The organism is Desemzia sp. FAM 23988, from assembly GCF_045528365.1.
Classification (GTDB): domain Bacteria; phylum Bacillota; class Bacilli; order Lactobacillales; family Carnobacteriaceae; genus Desemzia.
Genome location: NZ_JBGQQS010000035.1, coordinates 1 through 13098 on the forward strand (window position 1 = coordinate 1; position 13098 = coordinate 13098).

Sequence of the window (13098 nt, forward strand, 5' to 3'; positions counted from 1 at the left end):
TGTAGATAACATTAATCGCAATCGCTTGCGCTCTTTTTTTGGACAACTGAAAAATCGGAAAAAAAGCTGTTTAGTTCTATTGAACTTTTCTCCATTTCAAATTAGCCCAATTGTTCAGTAGGCATTAAGTACGATGGGGGTATTTACTTTAATTTACACTATGACAGGCGGTGGTCCTTCTGGAGCCACGTCTACACTTCCAGTCTTAATGTATGAACAAGCTTTTGTAAATTATCAATTAGGGTATGGAACAGCTATCTCATTAATTATTCTTTCTATAGGAATTATCCTTAGTTTGGTGTATATCAAATTATTAAAAACAGAAGAGTAGGAGGCAAAAATGATGAAACCGATAAAATTACGAAATATAATTCCATATATTATCTTGTTGATTATTGCTTTAATGTTTATTTTACCGTTGTTTTGGATTATTTTTGCTTCTTTTGATGAGTCTGCTACACAAGTGTTAAAAGTTCCAGAAGAACTATCTTTAGCTAATTATTCAACTGTACTGACAGATTCAGGAAATCAAAGTGCTTTTATAAATGGCCTTTTCTTATCTGGAGGACAGACGATCTTAGTTGTTGTTTTATCCTTGTTAGCTAGCTATCCACTATCCAGATTTTCATTAAAGCACAAACAAAAATTATTGATGACAATCTTATTCATGACTTCGTTACCTATTACAGCAGTGATGGTACCTGTTTATCAGCTATTTGTTTTCTTTAATTGGGTAGACTCTCTTTGGGCAACTTTATTATTTTTAACCGCTTCAGGATTACCATTTGGCATATGGATGATGAAAAATTTTATGGATGGTGTACCAGTTGAACTAGAAGAATCGGCCTGGATAGATGGAGCCAGTTCATTTGATGGTCTACGAAAAGTGATTATTCCACTTATGAAACCGGGGATCTTTACAGTAGCCATATTTACTTTTATCGGAAGCTGGGGCAATTTCTTTGTACCTTATATCTTGTTGCAATCTCCTTCTAAATTACCTGCCTCAGTCACGTTGTACCAATTTTTTGGGCAGTATGGTTACGCTGCTTATGGACAACTTGCAGCATATTCAATTATATATATGTTACCAACTTTTATACTGTACTATTTCGCACAGAACCATATGTCTAAAGGATTTGCTTTAGGCGGAGCAGCAAAAGGCTGAAAAATCGTGCAAAAAAAGGACCGAAACATCGTTCCTTTTTTTGCACAATCGATTTTCCCTATCTAATAGGTCTTTTACTTCTTGGTTTATCAAGTATTTCTTTGTAAACCACCGCCTGAACGATATTTTTTTGCAAATGAGTTTTACCTATTTTAAGACTAGGTGCATATGCATCGCGCGAGACAGCTGTTTTTTTTAGTGATTTCTGCTTTGTGGTATGACCTTCAGGATGAAATTCAGTACCTTCGTAACTGGATGATCCTTCAAGACCTCTAGTACCTTCTAAACTGCCCATACCTTCCGAACTTCCAGAACCTTCGCGGCTATAATCACGTTGCCGTTTAGTAGCAGAAGGATTTCTTTTAGGATTAGGTTGGTTCACAGTAGTTCTTTTTTGAGTATTGGCTTGTTTCGAACTGGAAGAATCTAGTTCATTCAATGCTTCTTTAAACTCAGAAGCAAGTTCTCTCCAACTTTGTTGTTTATTTGCATTTCGATTAGCCGAAACTGACCTACTTGGAGTTCGAGGAGTGGTCGTTCTTCTGGCAGCTTGTTGTTGGTTCCGATTGCTGCCTGCTCTTGTTATATCTGAGCTTTTCTTTTGCTGAGTGTTTTTCGGCATCAGCGCACGGATAAAAAATATGAAAATGAATATACCGCTATAAACAAGGAGACCCAACATGATGAGAATGAATAGAGAATTCATTATTCATCACTTTCTCTCTTAGAACTATCTGAAATAGAACTTCTCATATCTGTATCAGCATTGATATTTTTCATGTTGTAGTAATCCATAACGCCAAGATTTCCTGACTTCAAAGCATCTGCTAAGGCTAATGGAACTTGAGATTCGGCCTCCACAACTTTAGCGCGCATGCGTTGTGTTTCAGCTTGCATTTCTTGTTCTTCTGCAATAGCCATAGAGCGACGTTCTTCTGCTTTAGCTTGAGCAATATTTTTATCTGCTTGGGCTTGTTCTGTTTGCAATTGAGCACCAATGTTACGTCCAACATCAACGTCTGCGATATCGATCGATAGAATCTCAAAAGCAGTACCGGAGTCTAAACCTTTACTTAAGATAACTTTTGAAATACCGTCAGGGTTTTCTAGTACGGCACTGTGATTTATGGAACTACCGACAGTTGTAACAATACCTTCACCAACACGGGCAATAATCGTATCTTCACCGGCACCCCCAACTAACCGTTCGATGTTAGCACGAACCGTTACTTTAGCTTTTACACGAACTTCGATACCATTTTTAGCTACTGCAGCAATAAATGGAGTTTCAATAACTTTGGGATTTACGCTGACTTGAACAGCTTCAAAAACATTACGTCCTGCTAAGTCAATAGCCGCAGCTTGTTCAAATTTTAAAGGAATATTTGCTCTTTCAGCAGCGATCAAAGCGTCAATAACTTGGTTGATATCTCCACCAGCTAAATAATGAGCCTCCAAATCATTAATGTTCAATACTAACCCGGCTTTTGTAGCCTTGATCAGCGGGCGAACGATATGAGAAGGAGTAACACGTCTCAAACGCATTCCTACAAGAGTTCCAATACCTATTTTAACTCCTGAAAAGTATGCAGTTACCCATAAACCAACGGGTACAAATCGTAAAAATAAACTGATAATAACTATTACTATAACCGCAATTATAGCTATACCAATAAAACTACTCGTTTCATTCATTTTCTACCACTCTCCTAACTATAATTTTAGAACCTTCCACTTTAATAACTTCTACTAGAACATTTTCTTCAATTCTTTCATTTTGACTCAATACATCTAAAGTAATTTCCTCAAATAAAGCTTTTCCAGTGGGTCTTAAAGCAGTAAGTGTTTTACCGGTTTGTCCAAGTAAAGAAGAATAATCAATACTACTCAAAAAACCTCTCTCGGAAGTTAAGTCATTATTTAAAACCAACTTACTGAAATTATCAAAAGAATAGCCTTTCTTGGCCAATACAATCACTAAGCCAACGGATAAGAGAACAGCGATACTTAAATCTCGAATAGCTTGACCAAGATCTCCTAATGTTTGATACAAACCAAAAATAATCAACAGGATTCCTATAATACCCGCTATTCCAAAATCCGGTATAAAAACCTCAAAGGTTAATAGAGATATACCTAAAATAAAAATGATAATTGTGTACCATTCATCATTCTCATTCATAAAGAAATAAGCAGCAAAACTTAGCAGCGAGATAGCTCCACCTAGAGTTGAACGAGGGGTTATTGCTGCAATAACTAAGCCAAGAAATCCAATTGAAAGAAGTGCAATGTTTAACATAGATTTACCTCCTTTCGTAATGAGTTATTTTTCAAAACTAAGTGTTTCAAACAAAATTGATCATGAAAAAAGTTTATTAAAGAAAGTGTTCTTATGATTATTTTACCATTAAAGTATTCTAATAGACACCATTTAGACAAAAAGAATAAAAGAAAGTAAAAAAAGTTAAAAAGAATTATTTAAAAAGAAAAGGGTCTTTAAAAGCATTTTTAAAAACGAAATGGTATAGTTTGAATAAGATGAAAAGATCAAAAAAAGTGGGTTTGTATTAAAAAAAGATGTCAAAAATTAGAATTCAATGATAAAATAAAACGAATAATTGTTTTTAACTAGAATGAGGTGGAGGAAATGGAAAAACAAATCATTAATTCATTCAACATGAAAAAATTTGAAGAAATGAGTTATCTGTTTAATACAGGGAATTATTATGACTGCTATTTAACTTTAGGAAGTCATAAAGAAGTTCAAAATGGAAAAGAGGGGTTTCGCTTTACTGTGTGGGCGCCCCATGCTGAGGCAGTTTCTTTAGTCAGTGATTGTACTGACTGGTTTGAAGGGAAAAGAATGGAAAAAGTAGGTCACACAGAAATGTGGTCTGTTTTTTGTGATAGCGCTAAGGAAGGACAACCCTACAAATACCGTATCCAACACCAAGATGGAACCGTCAAACTAAAAATCGATCCCCAAGCTCTTGAATACGAAGTACGGCCAAAAGATGCTTCAGTCATCAAAGAACTGCCACAGAAAAAATGGCGTGATGGGCTTTGGATGGCATCCAAAAAAAGATTCCCTGTTTACGAACGTCCATTGAATATTTACGAAGTACATATGAGCTCTTGGAAACGCCATGAGGATGGAACTTGGTATAGTATTCCAGAATTACAAAGGGAGCTTATTCCTTACGTAAAAGAGATGGGCTATACACATATTGAATTTTTACCTCTTATGGAGCACCCTCTTGACGCTTCTTGGGGGTACCAAGCGACCGGCTATTTTGCCCTTTCTTCAAAATTTGGAACATTAGAAGACATGCAAGATTTTGTTGAAGCTGCTCACTTAGCCAATATTGGTGTTCTGATGGATTGGGTACCGAGTCATTACAATAAAAATGATTATGGCATGGCTTATTTTGATGGCACACCGCAATATGAATATCAAAATTACCATCAAGCTCAAAACTACCGTTGGGGAACGTTGAACTTCGATTTGGGAAAACCACAAATCCATAGTTTCTTGATTTCAAATGCTTTGTTCTGGATTGAGCAACTTCATCTAGATGGACTACGAGTGGATGCTGTTTCCAACATGTTGTACTTGGATTACGATGAAGGAGAATGGATACCCAATGATGACGGAAGCAACCACAATCGAGAAGGCGTAAAATTTCTCCAAAAAATGAATACAGTTATCTTTGAACGTCATCCAGAAACATTAATGATTGCGGAAGAAAGTACTGCCTGGTCAAAAGTAACTAAACCTGTGGAGCAAGGTGGTTTAGGGTTTAATTACAAATGGAATATGGGCTGGATGAATGATACATTGAGATTTTTTGAAATGAATCCTGCACTTCGGAAACAGCATTTTAATTTACTGACATTTTCGTTTATGTACATGTTCAATGAGAATTATGTATTGCCTTTTTCACATGACGAAGTAGTTCATGGTAAAAAGTCATTGATGCACAAAATGTTTGGAGATCGGTACAATCAATTTGCCGGTCTTCGAACGTTGGAAGCTTTTCGGATGACACACCCAGGTAAAAAATTAGGGTTTATGGGAAATGAGTATGGTCAGTTCCTTGAATGGAAGTTTGATTCCAGCCTTGAATGGAACAGTTTGGATGACGCAGCGAACAATAAACATCTACAATTTAGCCGAACGTTAAATCAGATCTACAAAGAGAACAAAGCTTTATGGGAATTAGATCATGATCCTAAAGGAATAGAAATTTTAGACGCCGATAATGCTTCGGAATCGATTATGACTTACATTCGAAAAGGAAAAAAACCGCGAGATTTTCTTATTATAATATGCAATTTTGTACCTGTGGAACGGCAAAATTATCGAGTGGGAGTTCCGTTTGAAGGGCAATACGAAGAGCTGTTAAATACAGAAATGGAAGAGCTTGGGGGTACTTGGACCGAAACACAGGGAACATTAAAAACAGAGAAAAAACCCCATAATAATCAGGAATACTCTATTAATTTGATTGTTCCAGCTATGAGTGTGATTATTTTAAAGCCTAAAAGAATTTTTAAAGTACCAAAAGTATAAATATTCATTCTAATAGTCAAATTATTTTGTTTTATAGCTGTTTGAAGTTATTATAAAAAAGAGGAGGGTAGAGGAAGGTTACAGAAATTGTATCTTCCGTATAAAAATGAAAAATGAAATAGTCTCTATGATATTAGCTGGAGGACAAGGATCTCGTTTAGGAAAATTGACTAAAGAAATCGCCAAACCAGCCGTTCCATTTGGTGGGAAATACCGCATCATCGACTTTGCATTGAGCAACTGCGCAAACTCAGGAATTAAGAATGTTGGTGTTGTTACTCAATACCAACCGTTGGATTTAAATGCTCATGTAGGTAATGGAGAAGCGTGGGGGCTGAATACTCATAATGGAGGAGCTACCATTCTTCAACCTTATACCAATGTAGATGGAGAAAAATGGTTTAAGGGAACAGCTCATGCTATCTATCAAAACATTGGCTTTATAGACAGATACGATCCTGAATATTTATTGGTTTTATCTGGAGATCATATTTACAAAATGGATTACCAAAAAATGTTGGATTACCATAAAGAAAAAAAAGCTGCTTTAACAGTTGGTGTTATTCCTGTTGAGTGGGAAGAAGCTTCTCGATTTGGACTGATGAACACAGATAAGTCAGACAGGATTATTGAATTCCAAGAAAAACCTGACAATCCAAAAAGCAATCTGGCTTCAATGGGAATCTATATCTTTGATTGGCCTAAATTGAAAAAATATTTAATCGACAACCAAGCTAAAAATCGTCAAATGGAAGATTTCGGAATGCATGTTATTCCAGCTTATCTTCGAAATAGTGAAGATATTTATGCCTATGCGTTTAGAGATTATTGGAAAGATGTTGGAACAATTGAAAGTTTATGGGAAGCAAATATGGAGTTTCTCAACCCCGAACATGCCTTAAACATTCGAGATGAAAACTGGAGGATTTACTCTAATAATCCAGATTCTCCACCTCAATTCTTAACTGAAACTTCCAAAGTAACGAATTCAATGATAGTAGACGGCTGCTATATTGCTGGAGAAATAGAACATTCCATTTTGTCTCACAATGTCAAAGTTGGAAAAGGGTCAGTGATTAAAGACAGTTTTATTATGTCAAACGTAACTATTGGTGAAAATGTAGTCATTGATCATGCGATCATTGGTGAAAATGCCAAAGTACACGATGGCGGAAAATTGATTGGTAAGGATAAAGATATAGCTGTGTTAGGCTACTCTGAAGAGATTGGAGGACTTAAAGATGATGAGAAGAAATAGTTTTTGTGCAATCGTTAATTTAGTTGAAGACGGTAGTAGGTTAAAACCTTTAACGAATAAACGCCCTGTAGCAGCCTTGCCTTTTGCAAGCAGATACCGCTTAATCGATTTCCCATTTACTGCTTTGCATAATGCAGAAGCTACATCTGCAGCATTATTCATTTCTGGAAGTGGACATTCACTATACGATCATATTCGAAGCGGGTTTGAATGGGGTTTAGACTCTACTATTGGCGGAGGAGTATTTACCCACTCTCAAATGGATTTAAAAGAATCTGCGGCTCTAGAAGGCGATAAATTGACTTATTATGAAGACCAACGAAACTATGTAAAAAAATCCGCAGCTGAGTATGTGGTGATTACCGGCAGTAAAATGTTGTGCCACATTAATTTACAATCTATTTTACGCTACCATAAAGAAAATTCTGCAGACATGACCGTTGTTTACAAAAATATTCCGGCTGCAGAAGTACCTGTTGATACAAACCTGAAAAGTTACTCTCTTAATCCAGATACTGGAGTGATTGAATGCCTTAATTCTGTTAGTGAGATGATGGATAAAGGAAATGAAAAATTAGCTATCCAAACAGGTATCACTGTGATGAGTGTAGAAAAATTCTTGTACTATTTGGATCTGCTTGAAGAAAGACAAGAAAGACACCATATGGGATTAATGCTGAACCTGGCTTTAGAACAAGGCAATAAAGTTTGTGGATTTGAATACACAGGATACTTAAAATATATCGATACTGTGTTGAGCTATTATGAAGCGAGCATGGATATGTTGGATGAAGACAACTACAATTCATTATTCTACCGTGATGAACCTGTCATTACACGAGCAAGAAATGGTGCACCAACTTATTATTCTCCTTCTAGCAAAGTTTCAAATGTTCAAATTGCAACAGACTGTTATATAGATGGTGAAGTGGAAAACACGATCATCTTCCGTAAAGTTCGTATCAAAGAAAATGCGGTAGTAAAAAACTCGATTATTATGCAAGGCAGTCAAATTGGTGAAGGAGCTCATTTGGAATACGTGATTTTAGATAAAAATGTCACTGTAGCTCCGGGAGTAAAATTAATCGGCACACCCGAACAACCTTTAGTAGTAGAAAAAGGCAGTGTACTGACTGAGAAGAAAGGGGCGTAAGCATGAAAGTATTATTTGCCGCTGCTGAATGTGCTCCTTTTTATAAAACAGGAGGATTAGGCGATGTTGCAGGTGCTTTGCCTAAAGAGTTGAAAAAAAAAGGAATTGACATACGTGTAGTGCTTCCTTTTTATACTTCTTTACCGCAGCAATACAAAGATCAATTAGAAGATGTTTGTCAATTCGAAGTAAAGGTAGGCTGGCGGAGTCAATTCTGCGGTATAAAGCAATTGGTTAAAGACGAGGTTACTTATTATTTTGTAGATAATCTGTATTACTTTGATCGCCCTGGAATCTATGGTTTTGATGATGATGGAGAACGTTTTGCATTCTTCTCTCAAGCTATGCTTGAGATGCTGGAAAAAATCGATTTCATTCCTGATGTGATTCATGTGAACGACTACCACACTGCAATGGTGCCTGTTTTGTTAAAAGACAAATACAATTGGATCGAAAGATATCAATCCATTAAAACAGTATTAACCATTCACAATTTACAATTCCAAGGTATTTATGACCAAGTAGTTTTATCAGATCTATTTGATATTGGCTACAATGCCTTTCATATGAATGGTCTAGAATTCTATGGAAACGTTAATTTCTTAAAAGGCGGTATTTATTACGCTGACTTAGTCACTACTGTGAGTCCCAGTTATGCTGATGAAATCCAAACGGAAGAATTCGGTATGGGATTAGATGGTGTTTTAAGAGACAATAAGAGTAAAATCGTGGGAATCTTAAATGGGATTGACTATGATGTGTTTAACCCTGAAGCAGATGAGCATGTTGCAGAACATTTCTCTGTGGATGATCCAAGTGGAAAAGCTGTCAACAAAAGTGTATTGCAGGAAAAAGTGGGGTTGCCAGTCAAGAAAGATATTCCTGTAATGGCTATGGTAAGCCGTTTGACGGAGCAAAAAGGCGTTCATTTACTCATTGAAAAAATGGATGAATTGATGCAGCGAGAAGTCCAAATCATCCTCTTAGGTACAGGAGAAAGCCATCTTGAAGATGCTTGTAAACATTATAATTGGGCCTATCCTGAGAAATTTAAAGCGATCATCGACTTTGACGTTGAATTGGCTCAACTGATCTATGCTGGAAGCGATCTGTTTATTATGCCGTCTGCTTTCGAGCCGTGTGGACTTTCTCAACTAAATTCTTTGCGTTATGGAACGTTGCCGATCGTCCACGAAACAGGCGGATTAAAAGACACCGTGCAAGCCTACAACACATTTACGGGAGAAGGAACTGGATTCAGCTTCTCAGGCTATTCTAGCCAAATCATGTTGGAAACCATTGATCGTGCTTTACAAGTATATTTTGATTACCCAGATCAATGGAAAAAATTGGTACGACAAGCTATGAAAAAAGACTTCAGTTGGGAAAAATCTAGTCAATTGTATCAAGACAGTTATGACAGAATTACAGATCAAACAAATTAAATGAGCAGTATGAAGGATTAAAGGGCTAGACCAAATTTTTTTGGCCTGGCCCTTGTCGTATAACGCGCTAAGTACATAGAATGGTTATACCTATGAGGAGGATTTGGAATGACATTACAAGTAGCAGAGTTTAAAAAAGACTATGAGAGATTGTTGAAAGGACTATATGGACTAGATGTAAAAGAAGCTTCTCCTATTCAGTTGTACAGTGCACTTGGAACTTTTGTCAAAGCCTATGCAGGGGAAAATTGGACGCAAACCAAAATAGAGTACGAAAAAAAACAGGTCAAACAATTGTATTATTTTTCAATGGAATTTTTACCGGGAAGAATGTTGAAAAGTAATTTACTGAATTTAGGGATCTTAGATACCATTCGCAACGGTATTGAAGAAATCGGTCTGGATTTTCAATCAATAGTGGAAGCAGAAGAAGATCCTGCGCTGGGAAACGGAGGATTAGGCCGATTAGCTTCCTGCTTTATGGACTCTATCGCTTCTTTAGGTATTCCTGGTGCTGGGAGCGGTATTCGGTATAAGTACGGCTTGTTCCAACAGCGATTTATTGATGGACATCAAGTTGAAGTTCCTGATAATTGGCTGCGAAATGGAAACGTATGGGAAGTCCGAAAAGAAAATAAAACCATCAATGTCCGATTTGGAGGTCAGGTTTATTTAACGGAAGAGGAAGGACGATTTGTACCGATCTACGACAATACCCGAAATATTTTAGCCGTTCCGTACGATACTGCTATGATTGGTTATCAAAATAATTTGGTCAACAATATGCGATTATGGTCAGCTGAAATCCCTCCAGAAGATTACGTTCACTATTCTAGTATCACCGCTCAACGAGAAGTGAATCAATTGACGGAAGTCTTGTATCCAGATGATTCCAATTATGAAGGCAGGATTTTACGGTTGAGACAAGAGTATTTCTTGTGTTCAGCAGGCGTTCAAAGTATTGTTCGTTATTACAAAAAATTACATTTGCCAATGATCCACATTGCAGATAGAGTTGCTATCCATATCAATGATACACATCCAGCTTTATGTATTCCTGAATTCATTCGCATTATGATTGATGAAGAAGGATTGAGTTGGGAACAAGCTTGGGAGATAGGGAAGAAAGTGATGAGCTACACCAATCATACGATCATGCAAGAAGCAATGGAAAAGTGGCCCATCGAAATGTTGCAAGCTGAGATCCCAAGAGTGTATCAAGTGATCGAAGAGATCAATCGCCGACATATTGAAAAGAAATTGCCTATCTATGGGGAAGAATTGACTTATCAAACAGCTATTATCAAAGACGGTGTGGTGAATATGGCGCATTTGGCTATTATTGGAAGCCACAGTGTTAACGGAGTTGCACAACTGCATACAAATATTTTGAAAAATGATGTATTGAAACACTTCTTCGAAATGTATCCCATTAAATTTAACAATAAAACGAATGGTATCACTCAAAGACGGTGGTTGCAAATAGCTAATGAGGACCTGACGAAATTTATTGATGACAGAATCGGTACAGAATGGAAAAAGAAACCATCAGAATTAAAGATATTGAAAGGGTATGCCAATAATGTGGCTTCTTTGAGAGAATTAGCAGAAGTAAAATTGAAAAATAAACAGCGATTTGCGCAGTATGTAGAAAGCAAAATGGGCTTAATTATTGATCCAAATGCTCTATTTGATGTTCAAATCAAACGATTGCATGCTTATAAACGTCAACTGTTAAATGTGTTGCACATTCTTTCCAGATATCTAGATATCAAAGAAAACCCAGAATTGGATATTCAACCAAGAGTTTTTATTTTTGGAGCTAAAGCAGCACCAAGTTATTTGTATGCTAAACAAATCATCAAAGTGATCAATGCTGTTGCTGAGTTAGTAAATAATGACCCAGACATTGGAAATAAATTGAAAGTAGTATTTGTAGAAAATTATGGTGTTACGTTAGCTGAATTGATTATTCCAGCTGCAGAAGTAAGCGAACAAATTTCTTTAGCCAGTAAAGAAGCCTCAGGAACAAGTAATATGAAATTAATGCTCAACGGTGCATTAACTGTAGCTACACTAGATGGAGCTAACGTAGAAATACGAGATTATGTTGGAGAAGACAATATATTCTTGTTCGGCCTAACTTCAGATGAGGTGTATGACTATTATGAAAATGGAACGTATTCTTCACGCACAATTTATGACTCTAGTCCAAAACTGAGAAAAGTATTAAACACTTTGATTGATGGGACTATTCCAGACATTAAAGAAGAAGGAAGAGTGATTTTTGATTCCCTAGTGAAATACAATGACGAGTATTTTGTACTGAAAGATTTTGAGGAGTATATTACCGTGCAACATCAAGTAGATGAACTGTATCAAGATAAACAATTGTGGAATCAAAAATCATTATTGAATATAGCGAATTCCGGTCCCTTCTCAGCGGACTTTACGATTATGCGTTATGCAGAGGAAATTTGGAAAATAGATTCTGAAATGCCGCAAAATGAACAAACCATTCACCTCAATGAACCAATTTAAAAAGAGCGTGGAGCAAAACGCTTAGATTTTCGTGAGGTTCACTTTTCTCTTTTAGTTGGTTGAACTTTCCCAACAAAAAGAGAAAGTGAAACTACAGGAAGTCTGTTTTGCGCAACGTATTTATAAAGAGCATGAAACAAAACATTTAGACTGTAAGACTCAAAATGCAGTATAGGTCCCAAATGATGGAATCTATACTGCATATTTTCATTGGTTTATCCGTTAAGCATTTTCTGCTTGTATCTCTGTTAAGACTTGCTTAAAGGTATCTATCGGTTGTGCTCCACTAATACCGTATTTTCCATCAATCACAAAGAAAGGCACGCCTTGGACACCGATTTGTTGGGCGGCAGTTACGTCTTGTTGCACAGCGTCTAAATAATCCTCTGAATGAAGAATTTTCGCAGCAACTTCTTTATCTAAGCCGACTTTTTCAGCTAACTCCACCAATGTAGGGTCATCATTTAACCATTCTCCATTGATAAAATAAGCTTCCTTTGCGACTTCCATGAATTCAGTACCTTTACCTTGTGTTTTAGCATACTGGAATAGGCGATGAGGTTTTACCGTGTTCCCGTGTTGAATTTTTTCATAGTGATAATCCAAGCCGGCATTTGTGGCCATTGTAGTCACCTGTTGGATCATATCGTCAGCTTGTGAAGAGCTCATACCCTTGATTTCTGCAAAATATTCTTGCATAGGGCCTTCGTATTTTTCAGGAGCCGTTGGATCCAACTCATAACTATGGTATTCAAAAGTGATATCTTCCATACCTTTTGTTGCTTCTTCAATGTGTCGTTTACCTATGTAACAAAAAGGGCAAACAAAATCTGTGAACCACTCCCCGTCAAGTAGACAGGTTAAAAAACAAAATAATTGTTTACCCTACCACGTTGAATAAGATGCTCAACGTGGTATTTTTTTATGAGGCTAAAGAACGGTACTCCGAAGGAGTTAAAC

10 protein-coding genes and 1 pseudogene are annotated in these 13098 nt (G+C 36.7%); 7 read left to right on the forward strand and 4 right to left on the reverse strand.

Annotated features, from left to right (window positions below):
• Positions 1-133 precede the first annotated feature (133 nt).
• Together ACEN4L_RS12820 and ACEN4L_RS12825 are read left to right on the forward strand one after the other, a co-directional pair.
• Positions 134-331 (forward strand): hypothetical protein, encoded by a 198-nt coding sequence (locus tag ACEN4L_RS12820; RefSeq protein WP_407097646.1) that lies wholly within the window; start codon positions 134-136, stop codon positions 329-331.
• 12 nt (positions 332-343) lie between these two features.
• Positions 344-1168 (forward strand): carbohydrate ABC transporter permease, encoded by an 825-nt coding sequence (locus ACEN4L_RS12825; protein WP_407097645.1) that lies wholly within the window; start codon positions 344-346, stop codon positions 1166-1168.
• 58 nt (positions 1169-1226) lie between these two features.
• Here ACEN4L_RS12825 and ACEN4L_RS12830 read toward each other — a convergent pair whose 3' ends face one another.
• Genes ACEN4L_RS12830 through ACEN4L_RS12840 form a run of 3 tightly spaced genes read right to left on the reverse strand, consistent with a single transcriptional unit; the run spans position 1227 to position 3467 of the window.
• Positions 1227-1874 carry a hypothetical protein gene (locus ACEN4L_RS12830; protein WP_407097644.1) on the reverse strand — a complete coding sequence of 216 codons (648 nt, stop codon included), beginning with the start codon at positions 1872-1874 and terminating at the stop codon, positions 1227-1229.
• Positions 1874-2863 (reverse strand): flotillin-like protein FloA, encoded by a 990-nt coding sequence (gene floA / locus ACEN4L_RS12835; RefSeq protein WP_407097643.1) that lies wholly within the window; start codon positions 2861-2863, stop codon positions 1874-1876. The genes ACEN4L_RS12830 and floA overlap by 1 nt, the downstream gene beginning before the upstream one ends.
• The gene (locus ACEN4L_RS12840; protein ID WP_407097642.1) at positions 2856-3467 is read right to left on the reverse strand and encodes an NfeD family protein; all 612 of its coding nucleotides are present in this window, start codon (positions 3465-3467) and stop codon (positions 2856-2858) included. Before ACEN4L_RS12840 ends, floA begins: the two co-directional genes overlap by 8 nt.
• A gap of 348 nt (positions 3468-3815) precedes the next feature.
• On the opposite strand from ACEN4L_RS12840, the gene glgB reads away from it, so the two are divergent.
• From glgB to ACEN4L_RS12865, 5 genes are all read left to right on the forward strand, one after another.
• Entirely contained in the window at positions 3816-5741 is a 1926-nt protein-coding gene (gene glgB / locus ACEN4L_RS12845) for a 1,4-alpha-glucan branching protein GlgB (protein WP_407097641.1), read from the forward strand.
• Positions 5742-5847: 106 nt separating this feature from the next.
• Entirely contained in the window at positions 5848-6999 is a 1152-nt protein-coding gene (locus ACEN4L_RS12850) for a glucose-1-phosphate adenylyltransferase (RefSeq protein ID WP_407097640.1), read from the forward strand.
• On the forward strand, positions 6983-8152 hold the full coding sequence (glgD, locus tag ACEN4L_RS12855; RefSeq protein WP_407097639.1) for a glucose-1-phosphate adenylyltransferase subunit GlgD: 1170 nt from the start codon (positions 6983-6985) through the stop codon (positions 8150-8152). Before ACEN4L_RS12850 ends, glgD begins: the two co-directional genes overlap by 17 nt.
• Positions 8153-8154: 2 nt before the next feature.
• Positions 8155-9597, forward strand: coding sequence for a glycogen synthase GlgA (glgA, locus tag ACEN4L_RS12860; protein ID WP_407097638.1), 1443 nt, complete (start codon positions 8155-8157; stop codon positions 9595-9597).
• Positions 9598-9705: 108 nt separating this feature from the next.
• The gene (locus tag ACEN4L_RS12865; protein WP_407097637.1) at positions 9706-12138 is read left to right on the forward strand and encodes a glycogen/starch/alpha-glucan phosphorylase; all 2433 of its coding nucleotides are present in this window, start codon (positions 9706-9708) and stop codon (positions 12136-12138) included.
• 222 nt (positions 12139-12360) lie between these two features.
• Here the strand turns inward: ACEN4L_RS12865 and ACEN4L_RS12870 are convergent.
• Positions 12361-12966: pseudogene (locus ACEN4L_RS12870) on the reverse strand (DsbA family protein); the annotation flags it as partial.
• Between the last annotated feature and the right edge of the window lie 132 nt (positions 12967-13098).

Excerpts from the sequence above, each read along its gene's own strand:
- ACEN4L_RS12850 (WP_407097640.1), top strand. The coding sequence starts at position 5,848 with ATGAAAAATGAAATAGTCTCTATGATATTAGCTGGAGGACAAGGATCT.
- ACEN4L_RS12865 (WP_407097637.1), top strand. The coding sequence starts at position 9,706 with ATGACATTACAAGTAGCAGAGTTTAAAAAAGACTATGAGAGATTGTTG.
- glgB (WP_407097641.1), top strand. The coding sequence starts at position 3,816 with ATGGAAAAACAAATCATTAATTCATTCAACATGAAAAAATTTGAAGAA.
- ACEN4L_RS12820 (WP_407097646.1), top strand. The coding sequence starts at position 134 with ATGGGGGTATTTACTTTAATTTACACTATGACAGGCGGTGGTCCTTCT.
- floA (WP_407097643.1), bottom strand. The coding sequence starts at position 2,863 with ATGAATGAAACGAGTAGTTTTATTGGTATAGCTATAATTGCGGTTATA.
- ACEN4L_RS12840 (WP_407097642.1), bottom strand. The coding sequence starts at position 3,467 with ATGTTAAACATTGCACTTCTTTCAATTGGATTTCTTGGCTTAGTTATT.
- glgA (WP_407097638.1), top strand. The coding sequence starts at position 8,155 with ATGAAAGTATTATTTGCCGCTGCTGAATGTGCTCCTTTTTATAAAACA.
- ACEN4L_RS12830 (WP_407097644.1), bottom strand. The coding sequence starts at position 1,874 with ATGAATTCTCTATTCATTCTCATCATGTTGGGTCTCCTTGTTTATAGC.
- ACEN4L_RS12825 (WP_407097645.1), top strand. The coding sequence starts at position 344 with ATGAAACCGATAAAATTACGAAATATAATTCCATATATTATCTTGTTG.
- glgD (WP_407097639.1), top strand. The coding sequence starts at position 6,983 with ATGATGAGAAGAAATAGTTTTTGTGCAATCGTTAATTTAGTTGAAGAC.